Below are 16,742 nucleotides of genomic sequence, written 5' to 3'. Positions count from 1 at the left end.
AAGCTTAGTATAATCAATACAAGAACAAACATTCGGGATATTAGAAGCAAGACGTTTAGTAATTGTAGATAAACTACCAAACTACCGCTTCCCCAAAAGAACAACTTGCTGCAAGAGACCCTATAAACCGTAACAGTTTCAAAGGTCCATGTTACGAAAACAAGGTTGATATTATGATTGGTTCTAAACTGACACCAGGCCATGTACATTGTGTCGTTTAATTCAACAAGAATATCTTTCAGAGATAGCAGTAATTAAACAAACAATTTAACTTTGGAGTGATCATAATGAATAGGTTTTTTGAGTACAACTGGCAGGTTAGAGACGAATGGATTAACTGGTGTAATCAACTAACAACAGAAGAGTTGTTACAAGACCGCATAGGTGGAGTAGGGAGTATTTTATACACTCTTTTTCACATTATCGATGTTGAATATAGTTGGATTCGAGGTATTCAGGGTAAAAAAGACGTGGTATTGGATTTTGATGATTACAAGACTCTGGCGAAAGTAAAAACACTCTCAATGACTTTACGACATGAAATAGTTGAATTTTTAAAATCTCATTTAGATGAAAAACAAGATCGAATGGTAACAGTTCCTTGGGATGAAGATGAATACACTAAAGATGAAATATTACATCATATAATTGCCCACGAAATTCACCATATCGGTCAACTTTCTGTTTGGGCAAGAGAAAAAGAATTAACACCTGTATCTGCTAATTTTATCGGTAGAAAGTTAAAATCAGTACATCCTTATGAAAAGTAAGGTCAGTTAAAGATCCATTCATTTATCCCACTATGTTGTTTTCTTTTAAAAAATGCTCAAATAATTGCTGACCTTTCTCTTCGATTTGAGCATCTTCAATTGAATATTCCCCAATGAATAAGCCTAAATGATCGTATTCCTCATAACTCTTTAAGAGATTCAACCCGTAACTTTTTTGATCAAAAAACAATAACCATCTTCCTGTTTCTAAACTCTTATCTTTCATTTGTACACACTTTCACCTTACTCCCCTAAGTTTTCACATCATGCTGAAAATCAATATTCCTCAACTCGACCCATTCAACAGAGTCCGGTACCTTTTTTGTCGTCAAAAAATGTTGAACGATTTGATACGCCTGATTGCGATCGACATAGCTGCACGATGGTACATACAATGGTGATCCAGCGACCAAATGCTCGATCGTTTCAATCTTTTCTACCTTTTGAAAAGGGACTAAAAAATCTGGATATCTGATGATAAAGAACCCATGCGGTTCAGTATAAAAGAAAACTAGACTTTCAGATTCCCAATCTTCCTCTATCTCAATGGAAGATTCCCCGTTACCTTGTTTCCAATACTCTTCCCCCTCCTGAAAGAAGATTCTTTTCATGAATTCTTCTCCGGGATTTTCTATCGGAGCTCCTGTAGGCCCATAGTATAAAAACATCAATATCGCTCCTTCATGCCTATATCAATTTGGATTTAACCAATTGTTCTATTCCCCTCAAAATCATGAAAAGCTTGTGTTTGTTGGTTTAATTTTAGCATGTGATATAGCTTTGGGTTTAGCTTTTGAAAGGTTTGAGTGCTGACCCATTTTACTTCTTCAATATCCTGATCCGGATCTAGAATGTTCATCTCTCCCCCGATCATTTCCGCAAAGAACGTAATGATAAGCGCATGATGTTTTTTATCTTGAAAGAATGCTTCTCGAACCGAATGAAGTTCCTTTACTTTGATCACATACCCTGTCTCTTCTTTCACTTCGCGGATGACAGCCTGCTGCAGGTGTTCACCTTTTTCCACAGCACCGCCTGGAAGTTCCCAATATCCCTTTACATTCTTGACTGTTAATAGATTTTCTTCCTCGTCATAAATAATAGCTGAAACCACGTCTACTCGTTTCAAATGAATCCCCCTCAACATTCTCCATTCACATCAATTGCCAAATATATGACACGAACTGTTCGTTTTAGACATTCTAATTATACTGTATCCTTGATATATGATAATGGAGGTCATAGCATGTGGATGATCATCATTTTACTTATTGTACTCATAGGATTTACAGGAAATATCGTTTCTCTTTTGAGACGTCAAACGAGACAATCAACCAGCTGTTAAAACATCAAATACCGAAAAAAACACCTCGTGCAACTAGCAGGAGGTTTTTCAATAGGAGAAATCTTATCGTTTTTCATCAAACAACATATATCTAATTCGCCGAATATAATGGAGTGCAATATGACCGAGACATAAAATGAGCCCAATCATCGCAAGAATATAGATGGGCAGCATCAAACCAGGTACATAGTTTATGACAAATGCCAAACTAAACGCTGTCAGCATATATATGCTGATCAACCTCATCAACACCATTCGAAGCCCTCCCTTTCTACAATCACTTTAACATATTTTCCCTTTATTTTCATAATTAACTTTAAAAAAGATGCGAATCCACTAAGACTCGCATCTTTTTTACGTATTCAATTCACCTTTTTCGCCCGTGCTTCCTTCCACTGCTCAAGCTCCGATACTGTTAGTAATTGATATCCTTGTTTGGTCAATTCCTTGATGATCGTGACAGCCGCGTTTGCAGAGGTGTCATAGATGTCGTGCATTAAGACGGTTTCTCCGCTAGACGCATGTGTGAGAATGTAGTTGGCGACGTATTGGCTGTTGCGATATTTCCAGTCTTCAGGATCTACATCCCAAAGTGTGACTTTCATGTTGACAGCCGCGTTGATCTGCCCGTTTGTTCCACCATATGGCGGTCTAAAGTGAATCGGTGTGAACCCGCCTGCTTTTTCAATGATTTGCTGCGTATCTTCTACTTGTTTGATAGCTTGTTTTATCGGGAGTCTTGTGAGTAAAGGGTGGTTATAAGTATGATTTCCGATTTCATTTCCACCTTTTCTGATCTCACCTAGCATATCGGGATAATATTGAACCCTGCTTCCTAATACAAAAAATGTCGCATGTCCTTTGTTTTCTTTTAAAGCTGTTAAGATTTTTGAAGTCGTTGATGGATTTGGTCCATCATCAAATGTAAGGGCAATGGCTTTTTGATTTGGGTTGAATACTCCCTGTTTTGGAAGTTTTACGATCTTTCTTTTTGCGATCGGTTCTTTTTTCTCGTTTTTGTTCTTTTCTTTATTGATGTATTCTGGCTTTAACATTCCTTTAAGCAGTGTTTTCTTAATCGCCAGCACTTGAGGGCCCTTATTGTCTGGTGCAATTTGCCCTGCTGGAAAATAGAATTCAATAAAACGATCTTTGATGGCAAAATACTGATAATGCTCTGCCTTAGGAGACGTTCCTTGTTTGAGCAAATGCTCGTTTTCAGCAAGAGAGCGATCTTTTTTCAACTCCTCAAATGTCATTTGAGACAGTTTTTGCAGACTTTCTTTTTTTGATAAAAATAGATCATCTATCGATAAAAACTGCTGTTTCTTGAAATCAAAATTGAAAATCTTCGTTTCATGTGCGCCTTTTACTCCGCCTTTCAATTCATATGTATTGAATTTGATCGCAGCGGTTTGTTTGGCATAATGAGTAATCACGTAATCTATGTTTAATTCGTATCGATGATCTTCATCGACATCGCTTGCTTCACTAAATGATGTTTTGAATTTGTCCAGCGCTGTTTCTGCAAATCTTTTCATCTCTTGATCTAGCTTTTTTTGATGAAACACAGGATAGTTCACAGCATATCTCAAGTATCTCCCGTCATTCACGAGGGTCACAATTTCAACTTCTTTATAGCTCGCATCCGGTTCTACCTTCTTTTTCTCTGTCCCGCTTGCCTGCTGATTATGATAAAACGCAGCGATTCCGATAATCATCGCAAGTCCGCATAGGACGAGACTGACTTTCCATTTAATTGACACAATGATTCTCCTCTCGTGATGCCGTCATGCCTGAATGACGTGTGTTTGTAGGATAGACTTTGCATGCCCCCTTTTTAGTTTGCAAATCACACAATTGTCACATTTTAGACACATTTTTAGAGAGGAATAAAAAAAGGACTTGATTTCTCAGTCCTTTGATTACTTTTGCATATATAGTTGAAATAATTTCGTTTCTTCATCAATGGAACGCGCTCGATCAAATGCTGCTCTGACCGTCTTTGTATTGTTCATGAGCTCGTACAGCATGGTCAGCACAAAGATAAATGCTGCATTCCCATCGATGTAATCGTCCGGTGCCGTATAAGATGTAGCTCCTGCATTTAAGAAAGCATCTGCTAGATTTTTCTCTCCTAGTGTGCAGCCTGTAGAGATGACATGAATTCCTTTTAAAAAGGCATACTGCTTGATTTCATCCGCTCCAAAAGCAGTATCTCTAGGCTCCTCATCTTCGTATACATCTTCCCCTAATTCAGGCATGATAAATGCTCCTTCTTCACCGTGAAACGATAAAAGAAGGTAATCTATTTCTCCTCTATTTCTACCAGATAACAAATGAATCAGGTCATTTGGTCTTCCAATCCAATGCATATCGACTTTCGCGCCGAAGTTTTCAAGTGCTGCACGCAGTGCAAAAGATTCCAGCTCACTATTAGGTCCTGCTGCTAATGTGATGCGCATGGCTTGTTGATCCACTTCTATCTCCTCCAGACTATGATAAAAATAAAACCATTTTTTCCTCATCTGCATATGTATCAGTCCATTTTAGCGCTTTTTCTTCGACAGCGTACGACTCAAATCCAACAGAGCGATAGAGGCGTTTGGCTGAGTGATTAGTTGTCACCACCGATAAATATATTTGCTCGATATCCTGCCGTTCTCGCGCAAAGGAAAGAACTTTTGTCATCAAGGCCTGGCCTGTTCCTTCTCCGCGTGCACTAGGTGTTACATACATCGCTGTCAGATTCGCTCGGTGCTTTAACTTCTGCAAGGATTCTTGGATGAGCGTGACTGCCCCCACAAGCTGTTCATGATGAAAGGCGCCAAATGTCCACATAGAATTCGCCGAAGCAAAACGCGCTTTATATTTATCCGCTATATTGATTGGCTCTTCCTCATAGCTCATTGCAAAGCCCTCTGGATTTAATCGCAGTGCTTCTAGTCTGAGTGCTGCATATTCTTCAGTATCATCTGGTGTTAACAATCGAATATTCAGAAAATCGCCTCCAAAAGAATGATGGATACTTCTAATTTTATCTTGAAAGGAGATTTTGATCAAAAGATATTGGCCCCTCTGCACATATCTCTTTATCTATATGCAAATTAGACTCGCTTCCCCACCTGTAAAAACAAGGTATTTCCGATCATGTTTACGTGTTTTATTCTAGCAAAAACGATTCTTTTCTCACTTATCTTTTCACTTTATTTATATTAATCTATAACTAATTCATGAAAAAAATGAAAAAAAAGGATTGCGGTGAACTAAAAGATATCTTAAGATATCATAGTAATAAAAATACAAAAAAGGGAGGAATTTGATATGACAGAAACAAAAAACGAAATCAAACTACATGTTCTTTTTGGTGCTTTAGCAGTAGGATTCCTTATGCTAGCTCTTTTTTCCTTCTCGCTACAAATGCTGCCCGTTGCTGATCTAGCAAAAGAATTTGGTATTCCAGGCAGTGTTGCAGCAGTTGTTCTGAACGTGGTTGAAGCGGGCGGGGCTGTTACAACAATTATCTCCATTTTAACTGCTGTAGGATCAGGTGGTCTTTCTCTCATTGCAGCGGCTGGTAAAGAGACAATTCGCCAGTACCTTAAAAACGAAATTAAGAAAAAAGGCCGTAAAGCTGTTATTGCTTGGTAATTCAATTTTATGACCCAATAGAAGGAGACTTTGTTCTCCTTCTATTTAAATTTTTATGCAGGTGAGAAGATGTTATATCCATTATTATCACTACTTCTATCAATTAGAATGAAACAACAATATTCAAATCTAGCTCAGTTTATAATACGCAGGGTTCCATTTTTCAAATCGTTTTCTTCTAAACAATACATATTATTTTCTTGCATCCTTGATATTTTATTCGGATGCCTGATTGTATTCGTTATTTCTTCATATCTTTACTCCCCGGTCTATCAAATAGAATGGGAAAGTGCTTTTGTGATATTTTTGTTCCTTTTCTCTATTGTCAAAGGAATTGAATCTTATAGAAGAACACATATTCTTCCTTTTGAAGAGTTGATACAGCTTGCACCTATTTCCGCGAGACACCTTTTTCAAACGCTTTTGTTTTCTGAGTTGGTATGGCTACTATTTACGAGCTTGAGTACTTATTTGATCTATTTTCTCTTTCAATATTTCATTGCTCAAACACATGACTGGATATTCTGGTTGAAGCATCTCAATGTTATATTGACAGGCTTCTTACTTTTTATGGTCAGCAATAAGATATTTGGTGCTTACATCTATAACATTGTCGTAAAAAAAATTGGGATCATTCGTGTTATTTTTTTCGCAAGCATCTCTTTACTTTTCTTCTTATTTGGAAGGGTTCTAATATCGAACATTATTTTCCCTTTTTATCACACCTTCCGACAACTTTTTCAATCAATTTCTTCGCTTGCAGAAGATGCGTTTTGGATTACACTTTCAAACAACTTGATGTCTTTATATCAGAATAATCTTCAACAAATCCATCATGCTTTATTTTCACAGGATTCGGTATTTCTACAATTTCTAGCGCTTTTTACTTCACCTGTCACATTTCTCGTGGTGATATTAGTGGCAACACTCGTCATGAAGACCCCTGTTCGCTGGATTCCGACTGGAAAAGAGCATGATCAAAGCTCAAAACATTTTAGAGATTTATTTTATTGGTACTTTCAAGCACTTGATAAAATTCAGAGCTCGCTGTTTCAAAAGAATATGCTGATTCAAAAAGACCTTAAGGTGCTAAAAGAAAAAAGGTGGCTGCTGTCTAAAGAGTTTTTTAATTATATGTTCATGTCGTATGAAGCCTTCTTCTATGTCGGGGTTATGACCGGTTTGATCTCGCTTATTGATCATCAAGCCTTGCAAATTCAGCTATTATTCACATTAAATGTGATGATTTTAGCTAATCAAACATATGAAATGAGAATGCTGACCCCTTCTATATTTTCTTTGAGTGCTGAAAAAAAGAATATTTGGCTCTATGAGCTTTCTCAAACATCTCTTATGCAATTTTTCTTATCAAAAATCCAGTTATTTTATTGTTTATTTTCCATACCGTCACTCTTTCTACTGTTCATTAATCTATCAATCATGAGTGTATATCACCTTTTTGATGTTCAGATACTCATTCAATTGGTGGCATTGGGGATTGGCTTTTTCATTTTTCCATTGATTCAGTTGTATTTGTTTCCATTCACAACGAAATTCAATTTTATTCACGAGCATGAAATAGGGACAACCAATGAAGAAATAGAAGTTATCGATAAAGGACAAGCCTTTGCAAGGAATTTTCTCGTGTTGCCTTTCATGTACTATATGATCTTGACCTCTTTTCTACCTATTTTGCAGCATTCTACAAGTCTCATAAGCGTTCTGTTTGCTTTATATTTTGTGATCGTTTCAGTAATTTGCTGGGTGTTATGCCGCAAGACCATCTATAAAGGGATTGAATATGTTGAAAAAAATAAGATGTTTTATATCGGAGAATAGACTGATTCTACGCCTCGGTTACCTCTACGCTGCTATCTTTATTGCAGCTGTGCTAATCGGAAGCCTTCTTCCTTATGATCAGATTCCTTATCTTAAAAAAGATGAAGAGATGTTTTTTCTATCTATTTTCTTAAACAATTTACAAGTAGGAATGGCGATATTGGGCATTGGAGCTTTTACAGGCGGCATCATGTCTGCAGGCATTCTTTTTTACAACGGCTACATTATCGGCAAACTCGTTCAGTATTTGATTGTCAATCACGAAACGCAGCAGCTATTCACAGGACTACTGCCTCATGCTTTCATAGAAGTTCTTGGATTAATTCTGTTTTCAATCGTCAGCTCTTATCCTTTTATTTATCTTTATCGATTTATAAAAGGAGAAACAATTGAATTAAAAAAACTGATCCTAACTGTGCTTCAACTGATTTTTGCAGCAGCCGTTCTCTTATTCATAGCATCTCTTTTAGAGCAATACGTTAGCCATGTACATCTACCATAGAAGAAAGGAGAATGTGGTTCCATGGAGCTACTTCTACGACCTAAGCAATTTTTCAATCAGAATCAATCGATTAAAACCATTGTAGGCCTTGTCTTACTATCATTATTTGTGTCGACTGTTTTTTTAACATTTTTTATTATTGATTTGTTAGTAGATGAACCTTTATCCACTGGGAAACAACTTGCCAGCATTGTTTTTATCTTTTTGCTGACAATCCCGCTTTATTTCATTTTAAATTTTCTCAGTACTGTCCTAACTTCTATTTATATGTATTTTTTTCATAAAGCTTTTATTTTACGCAAAATGTATCTTGTTATTTTGGTTTATAATGCATTTCTTTTATTAGTGAATAGTGCAGCGATCTATTGTGTGATGGTGTTACAATTAGATCACTATTTTCTCTTGATTCAAATAGTTTCCTTCTTATTCAACTTATATCTTTTACGCATCCTTTATGATGGAATTATTTACTATGCTGAAGGATCAAAAAAAGCTGCCTTAGCAACTGTGATCTTGTATATGCTGGTGACTACTGCGTTTGTTATTGGAGGATTCATCAATGGCTAAACTTCAAGTGTCTCAGCTATCTTTTCGCTATGAAACAACAGAAGAGACTTCTCCCCTTCTCGATCATGTGTCATTTGATCTGAAAGAAAATGATCGAGCTTGTATTATTGGAAAGAACGGCAGCGGTAAATCGACACTCTTAAAGATCATCGCAGGTCTGCTTCCTTCAGCATCAGAATCGATTTTACTTAACGAGCAGCATCACCCTGGAACCGCTCAATATAAAAGTCTGGTAGCGTACATTCCAGATAAACCTTTAGTTTATGATGCGCTCACTGGTTTCGAGCATATGGAGCTTATCCAGTCTTTATGGAAAATGAAAAAGTCGGAAAAGGTTTTATATAAAGAGACCTTTCTATCGCTTTGTGATGCATTTGATTTAACTCATGCCCTAAAAATGCCTGTCAAACAATATTCATTGGGCATGAGATATAAACTTTTCTTTAATTGTATGGTGGCAAGATCTCCAGAGCTGATCATTCTTGACGAGCCTTTTACCTCTCTTGATGAAGCCTCTCAAATACAATCGATTTCTTTATTAAAAAAAGAGTTCTCACATCGATGTGTTTTATTTACAAGCCATCAGCGCTACCTTTATTCAGAATTAGGAAATCGTTTCTTCCAGCTGGATCAGGGACAATTAAATGAAATGGAACGTTAGACTTACAAAAGGCATCCCATAAAAGGATGCCCCCTTCATTACCACTTACAGCGCTTCACCGGACGGCAGCAAGGGTTTTTGATATCACTGCCGCAATCGTATTCTTCTACAATATACTCGTTGTGAGTCGATTCAGTGACAGGATAGTAGTTTTCTATTCTTTTAATGTTTTTATTGACGTTTGTGATATGCGTTGGATGAATTTTTCTGATCGTTTGTTCATTCGTTCTTGTTTTGACAATTTGACGCGTGGGGAAAACAACCGTTTCTTCTCTGCGAGGTCCAAAGAAGAAATCATCTAATCGATTTCGGCTCATCTCAACACCCCTTCAAGTTGTCTTTCACTTACACTCTATCGTATGTCAGAGGCATCTTTCGTGATTAGATGCTTGTCTATTTTTTAAAAAATCCACTATCGACCTCGTTTTCTCTTTCTTTACAAAAGGGCAATTTTAACATATTATACAAATGATATATTGAGAAGAAAGAACGTCCATGAAAACAAAACATAAGCTCTTTTTATTCACTGCATTTTTTCTACTCATCATCAAATAAGAGGTGAACGATATGATCAACACGACACAGCCATTCGAACGAAACAAGCTAGACATTGCACTTGAACTAACTCAATTGCATCTGAATCAATATCAAACAAATCATCCTGATCAACTGAGTGAAATTTACGCGAAATATTACGCGCTGCTTGAAGTGCTGGATTTGTCTTCCTATGATCAATTGATTGATTTACTGCCAAATGAGCTCAAACAGACGCTTGAGTAAAAAAACCATCTACCCGCATGGGATAGATGGTTTTCTTTGATTTATACACGTGCAGCCATATCGGTTTCGATTTGCTCTAAGCTTCTTCCCTTTGTCTCGACTAGCACAAATCGGGTGAATAACAGCCCGATTAAGCAGATGACACCAAATGAGGAGAAAATGACCCCGAAGCTGAATTTGTCTGCCAGGATAGGGAACACGAGTCCAACGGCTAACGATCCCGTCCAGTTAAAGGCAGATGAAATACCTGCGCCGATACCTCTGACAGATAGCGGGAAAATTTCGCCGATGATGATCCACGTGATCGGTGCCCACGAGAAGGCGTAGCACAAAATAAAGCAGCAAAGTGAAATCAATGTCACCCAGTTTAAAATTCCTTCACTGACGCCAAGTGCACCTAATGCGGCGGGAGCAAAGAAAGAAAGAGCCATGCCCGATCCCCCTACAGTGAGAATCGTTCGGCGGTCGAAGCGGTCAACAAATTGTAAAAAGATCACGGTCGTGACGACAAAAATGACACCGACGATGACTGTAAAACCTGCGGCGACCTGTGGCGCAAGACCAACATTCCGAGCGATACTCGTTGCATAATAGACAATGGAGTTCGCGCCTTGAATTTGCTGAAGTGTCGCCATCCCAACCCCGATAAAAAGAGCCATTCTGAATTTCTTTTGAAACAATTCACGAATACCCGAGCGTTCTTCTTTGGCCACTTCTAAAATCTCCTGCATTTCTGATTCGATTTCTTCACGGGAAGAACGCAGTGATCCTAATACTTCCCGTGCTTTATGAGCCATGCCGTGTTTAATCAAATATCTCGGAGATTCAGGAAGCTTCAGCATGCCAATATAAAGCACGATCGCAAATAAAGCGGCACTTCCCAGCATCCAGCGCCAGCTGTCCGGAATGGGTTCAAACACAAATGCGACAATATAACTGAGCAATAGACCAGTTACAATCATGAGCTGATTGAGTCCAGATAATTTCCCACGGATTTTAGCAGGAGCGATTTCAGACATATAAGCCGGAACCAATGATGAGGCTGTTCCTACTGCTGTCCCTAAAAAGATACGTGCAATGGTTAATGAAATCTCTTCTGGTGCGATAGCAGATCCGATCGCTCCGACAAAAAAGATAACGGATGAGACCAAAATGAGCTTTCTACGACCAAATTTATCCCCTAACAGACCGCTTAAAATGGAGCCGATAATCGCCCCACCCATTAATGAAGAGACAACGATTCCAAGCCATAATGGGCTGAGCTGGAATTCTTCCTGAATATGTCCTTCTGCCCCTGCAATAATACCAATATCATATCCGAACAAGATGCCCGCAAAGGACCCGAAAAAGAAGATAAATTTACTTGACACTTTTTTCTCCAAGTGGATGACCCCCTCACTTAATAAACCGCTTTCATTTCACCCAGTGCTTCCACTGTAACCAGCAGAAGACCTTTCCCCCTTCTATAAAACCACATATTCTGCATCGACAAGCTTTGCAAAATGAACAATTTGATCAACCGTTAAATTGAGAGACACGACTGTATGATGGCCCCCGCCTTCTTTAATCCATGCTTTGACGCCATCCTGAAAATTCGGTTTGATTTTCCACAATACACGTGCAACTGGTAAATGAGGTGCTGCTTCCTCTGGCTCAAAGGCTTCGACTTCTTGTATAAGCCATTTGAAATGTGTTCCAAAATCAGCAATGGAAACAACAACACCTTCGCCTGCTTTTCCATCAAATACAAGACGTGCCGGATCTTCCCGGTTTCCGATTCCAAGTGGAGACACGACAATGACGGGTTTTGTATGGGCGAGCGCTGGATCTACTTCGAGCATATGAGATTGCAGCACTGCTTCCTGCCCAGACGTCATTTCATATGTGTAGTCCTCCATAAAACCAGTGGATTGATGATGGCTCATCACTTTTAATAAGCGGTCCAGTGCGGCCGTTTTCCAATCACCTTCCCCAGCAAAGCCGTATCCCTTTGCCATCAGCCGCTGTACCGCAAGTCCAGGCAGCTGCTTCATCCCATGTAAATCTTCAAAGTTTGTTGTAAAGGCATTATAGCCGCCTTCATCTAAGAAACGTTTGATGGCGATCTCATATCGCGCCTGCACCTTGACACTTCTTTCCCACTCTTCAACGGAATACGTTCCATAATTTACATCATATTGCGTTAAATACTCAGCAAATAATGCATCTACCTCTTCTTCCTCTACTGCATTTACATATTCGACGAGATCGCCTATTCCAAAGTAATCAACGGTCCATCCTAATTGAATCTGCGCTTCGATTTTATCGCCTTCTGTCACAGCCACATGCCGCATGTTGTCGCCAAACCGGGCTACTTTGATGTGAAAGCTCTCATGATAGGCAGCCGCAACATCCATCCAATCAGCAATTTGCTGCTGCACTTCAGGCTTTGACCAATGACCGGTCACAATCTGGTTTTGTTTATTTAAACGTGCATTGATATAGCCATATTCTCTGTCTCCATGTGCGGATTGATGGAGATTCATATAGTCCATGTCGATCGTGTCCCACGGAATCTTTTCATAATATTGTGTGACAAGGTGCAAAAGAGGCTTTTGCAAAAGGCTGGTGCCGCGTATCCACATTTTTGCTGGAGAAAATGTATGCATCCACGTCATCACGCCGACAACTTCATCGCGATAATTGACCTCTTTCATAAGCTTTGTAATTTGATCGGCACTGACAGCCAGGTCCTGCAAGATCACTGGATAAGGAAGTAAACCGCTCTCATTTAAAGCATCCGTCATCTTTTGTGCATCTGCTTTTACTTTTTGCAGTGCTTCATCACCATATAAATGCTGTGACCCAACGATAAACCAAAATTCTTTTTTCTGACTTGTTAACATAGATATCCCTCTTTTCTTTATCTTGAAGGTTTTTGTCCGTAATACGCATGCTTTCCATGTTTTCTTAAGTAATGTTTATCTAAAATTCGCTGCGGCAATGGCTCCGCAAATTCGTTCAATTGCTTGGCAAAAAGGTTCATTTTGGCGACTTCATCTAAAATTACACTGTTTGTGACCGCGCTTTTTGCATCTTTCCCCCACGTAAATGGACCATGCCCTTGAAGCAATACACCCGGCACCGCCATCACATCTAGGTTTCTTTTCTGAAATGTTTCGATGATCAGATTGCCCGTTTCTACCTCATAACCGCGATTGACTTCTTCTTCTGTTAGAAATCGAGCGCACGGAACGGCGCCGTAAAATGTATCGGCATGTGTTGTGCCCATTGCTGGTAAATCAAGACCTGCCTGCGCCCAAACGGTTGCCCACATGGAATGGCTATGTGAAATGCCGCCAATTTCCTCAAAGTGTTTGTAAAGAACTGCATGTGTTGCTGTATCTGACGAAGGACTGAATTCTCCTTCCACCACTTCACCATCAAAGTTCACCACGACCATATCTTTTGCTGATAGTTGGTCATACGCTATGCCGCTCGGCTTAATCACAAACAAACCACTGTCACGATCACATGCACTGACATTGCCCCATGTAAATTTCACAAGTCCGTATTTTGGCAAATCTAAATTCGCTTGATACACTTCTTCTTTTAAACGATCTAGCATACCGTCGTCACTCCTTTCTTTGGCATGAGATGCGCTACCGCCGCTTCTTCAATTGCAAGCCCCTTTTGATAGCGCTTTAAAAATTCATCAAAGCCTTTGACATCGAGTGGATCAGGTTCCATGAGCTCTTCTGATGTATGGGCAAATACGCGATGGGTGAGAAATTCAGCCAATGTTTGCTGCTGATGATGGACCATATATGAAGCAAGGACAGCCATCCCAAACGCACCGCCTTCTCCGGCTGTGGAAACGACTGATACAGGTGTATTCAGCGCTGCGGCAACCATTTTTTGTCCAACGAGCGGTGTTTTAAATAATCCTCCATGTCCTAGTAAGCGGTCAATTACTACATGTTCCTGTTCCTTTAACCGGTCCATGCCTATTTTCATTGCACCAAAAGCGGAGAACAAATGGGTTCGCATGAAATTAGCGAGGTTAAAGCGGCTTTCAGGAGACCTGACAAAAAGAGGTCTTCCTTCTGGCAGTCTCGTAATATTTTCACCAGAGTAATAGCCATAGCTTAAGAGTCCGCCGCCATCTCGATCTGCTTCTAAAGCTTGCTGCAATAACGATTCGTATAACCTTTCTGACTCCACTTGCATGCCTAGTGCTTCAAATGCCTCTCTGAATATATTCATCCAAGCGTTTAGGTCACTTGTACAGTTATTCGCATGAACCATTGCAACTGGCAGTCCATCCGGCGTCGTAACCATATCCACTTCTGGATACACACCTTTTAGATCCTGATCCAGCACAATCATGGCAAAAACCGACGTCCCAACAGAAATATTCCCCGTCCGTCTTTCTACACTGTTTGTCGCCACCATTCCCGTTCCAGCGTCACCTTCCGGCGGGCAAAATGGAATGCCTGGCTGCAAATGTTTTCCTTGATCCAAAATGGCTGCCCCTGCTGCCGTTAATACACCAGCTTCTTCGCCTGCTAAATAGACACGCGGCAGGAGGTGGCGAAGCTTCCACGGATAGCCTTTTTCTGCAATCAATGCTTCAAATTGCTGGAGCATTTCTTCATTGTAGTCCTTCGTTTGTTCATCAATTGGAAACATCCCGGACGCATCGCCAATACCAATGGCCTGCTTTCCGGTTAACAGCCAGTGAATATATCCTGACAAAGTGGTCATATACTCTAATCGGGGTAGATGTTTTTCATCTTCTAATACCGCTTGATACAAATGGGCAATACTCCATCTTTCTGGAATATGAAATTGAAATACGTCAGTCAGCTTTTGACTCGCCTCGATGGTCGTTGCATTCCGCCATGTTCGGAACGGAACGAGAACCTCTCCTGTATGATCACATGCTACATAGCCATGCATCATCGCTGATACCCCGATTGAGCCAATCGTTTGAATGGTCACACCATACTTTTGCTCGGCCTGCTCTTTCATCTCTCGATACGCCACTTGCAGACCTGTAATGATATCAATTAAGTTGTACGTCCATATTCCATCCTCAAGAAAACTTTCCCATTCATATGCACCTTGTGCAATTGGCTGAAATTCCTCATCTATTAAAATTGCTTTAATTCGTGTTGAACCAAATTCAATGCCTAAAGATGTCCGTCCTTCTTTCAAGGCTTTGGCCGTCTCTTTGTGATTCAATCTGCGTTCACCCCCATTTTGATAGCGGTTTCAATTTTCATTTTCTAGATTCATTGATTCTCTGGTACAATCACAATATAATATTTGTACGTACATATGTCAATAATAAATATAGTTGTACATACATAATGTGACAAAAACCTTCATTTTTTCTGAAGGGATCATGATAGAAAAGGAAAGCGCCTGTTTTTGATTCGACAACCATGTTAAAATATGTCCATACAATTTCTTCTCAATCCGAGTAGATGATCAACTGAGAAAGAAGTGAAACAATGAAAAAGAAGTACCAGATCATTATTGATGATATAAAAAGCAAAATACTCACAGGGGATTACCGGATCGGGGAGCGTATTCCAACCGAATCAAGCCTGCAAGACATGTATCAAGTAAGCAGACATACAGTTCGAAAAGCCATCTTAGAATTGTCCAGCGAAGGATTTTTGCGCAGCGAAAAAGGTTCAGGCACATTTGTGACCAATCAATATCAAACAAAGCCTGCGGGACATGCACATATGAAAACGATTGGGGTCATTACGACATACATATCCGATTACATTTTCCCTTCTATCATTCGAGGCATTGAAAGCCGATTAAACGAAGAGAACTATTCCTTGTTACTGGCAAGCACAAATAACGATGTTGAACAGGAGAAAAAAGCGCTGGAAATGATGCTGTCGTTTGGTGTGGATGGACTTATTGTCGAACCGACGAAAAGCAATTTATATAACCCAAACATCTCGTACTATTTATCCTTTAAAGAACAGGATGTACCGCTCATTATGATCAATGCCTATTATGAGCAGTTAGAGGTTCCTTTTCTCTGTTTGGATGATGTAAAATCCAGCTATTTAGCCACAAAAGAGCTGATCACCTCTGGCCATCAGCAAATTGGGCTTATTTCAAAAACAGATGATTTACAGGGAAAATATCGGATGAAGGGCTATATTCAAGCGCTAGGTGAAGCTAAGCTTAATTTCCTGCCTGAGCATGTGCTCTTTTTCGATACAGAATCGAAGCAGCATTTGGGGGAGCAAATTAGCACATTCCTGATGGCGCACAGACATGAGCTGACTGCCCTTGTTTGCTATAACGATGAGGTGGGATTAGAAGTTGCAAATGTATGCAGCGAAATCGGGCTGTCCATTCCAGATGATCTCTCGATTATTGGACAGGATAATTCGTATATTGCCCAGAAAAATGCCCATGTGAAGCTGACAACACTCACCCATCCTCAGGAGCAAATGGGCCGGGATGCAGCTGACTGGATGATTAAAAAAGTTCAAGGGAAAAAGAATCTCCCTGATCAAACGTTTTACGAGCCGGAATTGGTTCCAGGTGAAACGATTAAACAAATGAATGCAAGAAAAAAATGAGCCCTTCCCGCAGGAGGCTCATTTTATT

20 protein-coding genes are annotated in these 16,742 nt (G+C 39.6%); 8 read left to right on the top strand and 12 right to left on the bottom strand.

Annotated features, from left to right (window positions below):
• Positions 1-287 precede the first annotated feature (287 nt).
• On the top strand, positions 288-770 hold the full coding sequence (locus tag JVX94_RS02185) for a DinB family protein (protein WP_205184447.1): 483 nt from the start codon (positions 288-290) through the stop codon (positions 768-770).
• A 22-nt stretch (positions 771-792) separates the two neighbouring features.
• Here the strand turns inward: JVX94_RS02185 and JVX94_RS02180 are convergent, their stop codons facing one another.
• The 7 genes from JVX94_RS02180 to JVX94_RS02150 all read right to left on the bottom strand — a co-directional run bounded on the left by JVX94_RS02180 (position 793) and on the right by JVX94_RS02150 (position 5,178).
• Positions 793-996, bottom strand: a complete 204-nt coding sequence (locus JVX94_RS02180) for a DUF3986 family protein (protein WP_144471147.1) — start codon at positions 994-996, stop codon at positions 793-795.
• A gap of 25 nt (positions 997-1,021) precedes the next feature.
• Complete coding sequence (locus JVX94_RS02175; RefSeq protein WP_144471149.1) at positions 1,022-1,438, bottom strand: hypothetical protein; 417 nt, start codon at positions 1,436-1,438, stop codon at positions 1,022-1,024.
• A gap of 35 nt (positions 1,439-1,473) precedes the next feature.
• On the bottom strand, positions 1,474-1,899 hold the full coding sequence (locus tag JVX94_RS02170; RefSeq protein WP_205184445.1) for an NUDIX hydrolase: 426 nt from the start codon (positions 1,897-1,899) through the stop codon (positions 1,474-1,476).
• Positions 1,900-2,178: 279 nt separating this feature from the next.
• Positions 2,179-2,370 (bottom strand): hypothetical protein, encoded by a 192-nt coding sequence (locus JVX94_RS02165; RefSeq protein ID WP_048238943.1) that lies wholly within the window; start codon positions 2,368-2,370, stop codon positions 2,179-2,181.
• Between the two features lie 107 nt (positions 2,371-2,477).
• Positions 2,478-3,881, bottom strand: a complete 1,404-nt coding sequence (locus JVX94_RS02160; protein WP_205184443.1) for a polysaccharide deacetylase family protein — start codon at positions 3,879-3,881, stop codon at positions 2,478-2,480.
• A 159-nt stretch (positions 3,882-4,040) separates the two neighbouring features.
• On the bottom strand, positions 4,041-4,595 hold the full coding sequence (locus JVX94_RS02155) for a delta-aminolevulinic acid dehydratase (RefSeq protein WP_144471159.1): 555 nt from the start codon (positions 4,593-4,595) through the stop codon (positions 4,041-4,043).
• Positions 4,596-4,611: 16 nt separating this feature from the next.
• A complete protein-coding gene (locus JVX94_RS02150; RefSeq protein WP_240193790.1) occupies positions 4,612-5,178 on the bottom strand; it encodes a GNAT family N-acetyltransferase in 567 nt (188 codons plus the stop codon).
• A gap of 261 nt (positions 5,179-5,439) precedes the next feature.
• Here JVX94_RS02150 and JVX94_RS02145 point away from each other — a divergent pair, with 261 nt between their 5' ends.
• The 5 genes from JVX94_RS02145 to JVX94_RS02125 all read left to right on the top strand — a co-directional run bounded on the left by JVX94_RS02145 (position 5,440) and on the right by JVX94_RS02125 (position 9,335).
• Positions 5,440-5,766 carry an uberolysin/carnocyclin family circular bacteriocin gene (locus JVX94_RS02145; RefSeq protein ID WP_095409078.1) on the top strand — a complete coding sequence of 109 codons (327 nt, stop codon included), beginning with the start codon at positions 5,440-5,442 and terminating at the stop codon, positions 5,764-5,766.
• Between the two features lie 918 nt (positions 5,767-6,684).
• A complete protein-coding gene (locus tag JVX94_RS19500; RefSeq protein ID WP_240193789.1) occupies positions 6,685-7,605 on the top strand; it encodes a hypothetical protein in 921 nt (306 codons plus the stop codon).
• Entirely contained in the window at positions 7,568-8,107 is a 540-nt protein-coding gene (locus JVX94_RS02135) for a stage II sporulation protein M (RefSeq protein WP_223251007.1), read from the top strand. The genes JVX94_RS19500 and JVX94_RS02135 overlap by 38 nt, the downstream gene beginning before the upstream one ends.
• A 21-nt stretch (positions 8,108-8,128) precedes the next feature.
• Positions 8,129-8,674 (top strand): hypothetical protein, encoded by a 546-nt coding sequence (locus tag JVX94_RS02130; protein WP_034280043.1) that lies wholly within the window; start codon positions 8,129-8,131, stop codon positions 8,672-8,674.
• Positions 8,667-9,335: an ATP-binding cassette domain-containing protein gene (locus JVX94_RS02125; RefSeq protein ID WP_144471160.1), complete on the top strand. Its 669-nt coding sequence runs from the start codon at positions 8,667-8,669 to the stop codon at positions 9,333-9,335. Before JVX94_RS02130 ends, JVX94_RS02125 begins: the two co-directional genes overlap by 8 nt.
• Positions 9,336-9,373: 38 nt before the next feature.
• On the opposite strand, the gene JVX94_RS02120 is transcribed toward JVX94_RS02125, so the two are convergent.
• A complete protein-coding gene (locus JVX94_RS02120) occupies positions 9,374-9,652 on the bottom strand; it encodes a spore coat protein (protein WP_048238948.1) in 279 nt (92 codons plus the stop codon).
• 250 nt (positions 9,653-9,902) lie between these two features.
• On the opposite strand from JVX94_RS02120, the gene JVX94_RS02115 reads away from it, so the two are divergent.
• Positions 9,903-10,115 carry a hypothetical protein gene (locus JVX94_RS02115; RefSeq protein WP_024427922.1) on the top strand — a complete coding sequence of 71 codons (213 nt, stop codon included), beginning with the start codon at positions 9,903-9,905 and terminating at the stop codon, positions 10,113-10,115.
• Between the two features lie 41 nt (positions 10,116-10,156).
• On the opposite strand, the gene JVX94_RS02110 is transcribed toward JVX94_RS02115, so the two are convergent.
• From JVX94_RS02110 to JVX94_RS02095, 4 genes are all read right to left on the bottom strand, one after another.
• Complete coding sequence (locus JVX94_RS02110) at positions 10,157-11,497, bottom strand: sugar porter family MFS transporter (RefSeq protein WP_048238949.1); 1,341 nt, start codon at positions 11,495-11,497, stop codon at positions 10,157-10,159.
• An 81-nt stretch (positions 11,498-11,578) separates the two neighbouring features.
• Positions 11,579-13,000, bottom strand: a complete 1,422-nt coding sequence (araA, locus tag JVX94_RS02105) for an L-arabinose isomerase (RefSeq protein WP_205184439.1) — start codon at positions 12,998-13,000, stop codon at positions 11,579-11,581.
• A 17-nt stretch (positions 13,001-13,017) separates the two neighbouring features.
• The gene (locus JVX94_RS02100; protein WP_095409084.1) at positions 13,018-13,722 is read right to left on the bottom strand and encodes an L-ribulose-5-phosphate 4-epimerase; all 705 of its coding nucleotides are present in this window, start codon (positions 13,720-13,722) and stop codon (positions 13,018-13,020) included.
• Positions 13,716-15,341 carry a xylulokinase gene (locus JVX94_RS02095; RefSeq protein ID WP_205184436.1) on the bottom strand — a complete coding sequence of 542 codons (1,626 nt, stop codon included), beginning with the start codon at positions 15,339-15,341 and terminating at the stop codon, positions 13,716-13,718. Before JVX94_RS02095 ends, JVX94_RS02100 begins: the two co-directional genes overlap by 7 nt.
• A 272-nt stretch (positions 15,342-15,613) precedes the next feature.
• Here JVX94_RS02095 and JVX94_RS02090 point away from each other — a divergent pair, with 272 nt between their 5' ends.
• A complete protein-coding gene (locus JVX94_RS02090) occupies positions 15,614-16,714 on the top strand; it encodes a GntR family transcriptional regulator (RefSeq protein ID WP_095409086.1) in 1,101 nt (366 codons plus the stop codon).
• The last annotated feature ends 28 nt before the right edge of the window (positions 16,715-16,742 follow it).

Source organism: Bacillus sp. PDNC022, from assembly GCF_016919285.1.
In the GTDB taxonomy this organism is placed as follows: Bacteria; Bacillota; Bacilli; order Bacillales; family Bacillaceae; genus Bacillus; species Bacillus safensis.
This window is presented reverse-complemented; position numbering and strand designations above follow the sequence as displayed.

Bases quoted from the DNA above. Each gene is read 5' to 3' on its own strand.
- JVX94_RS02130 (WP_034280043.1), top strand. From the start codon at position 8,129: ATGGAGCTACTTCTACGACCTAAGCAATTTTTCAATCAGAATCAATCG.
- JVX94_RS02120 (WP_048238948.1), bottom strand. From the start codon at position 9,652: ATGAGCCGAAATCGATTAGATGATTTCTTCTTTGGACCTCGCAGAGAA.
- JVX94_RS02185 (WP_205184447.1), top strand. From the start codon at position 288: ATGAATAGGTTTTTTGAGTACAACTGGCAGGTTAGAGACGAATGGATT.
- JVX94_RS02165 (WP_048238943.1), bottom strand. From the start codon at position 2,370: ATGGTGTTGATGAGGTTGATCAGCATATATATGCTGACAGCGTTTAGT.
- araA (WP_205184439.1), bottom strand. From the start codon at position 13,000: ATGTTAACAAGTCAGAAAAAAGAATTTTGGTTTATCGTTGGGTCACAG.
- JVX94_RS02115 (WP_024427922.1), top strand. From the start codon at position 9,903: ATGATCAACACGACACAGCCATTCGAACGAAACAAGCTAGACATTGCA.
- JVX94_RS02180 (WP_144471147.1), bottom strand. From the start codon at position 996: ATGAAAGATAAGAGTTTAGAAACAGGAAGATGGTTATTGTTTTTTGAT.
- JVX94_RS02135 (WP_223251007.1), top strand. From the start codon at position 7,568: ATGTTGAAAAAAATAAGATGTTTTATATCGGAGAATAGACTGATTCTA.
- JVX94_RS02145 (WP_095409078.1), top strand. From the start codon at position 5,440: ATGACAGAAACAAAAAACGAAATCAAACTACATGTTCTTTTTGGTGCT.
- JVX94_RS02125 (WP_144471160.1), top strand. From the start codon at position 8,667: ATGGCTAAACTTCAAGTGTCTCAGCTATCTTTTCGCTATGAAACAACA.
- JVX94_RS02090 (WP_095409086.1), top strand. From the start codon at position 15,614: ATGAAAAAGAAGTACCAGATCATTATTGATGATATAAAAAGCAAAATA.
- JVX94_RS02175 (WP_144471149.1), bottom strand. From the start codon at position 1,438: ATGTTTTTATACTATGGGCCTACAGGAGCTCCGATAGAAAATCCCGGA.
- JVX94_RS02100 (WP_095409084.1), bottom strand. From the start codon at position 13,722: ATGCTAGATCGTTTAAAAGAAGAAGTGTATCAAGCGAATTTAGATTTG.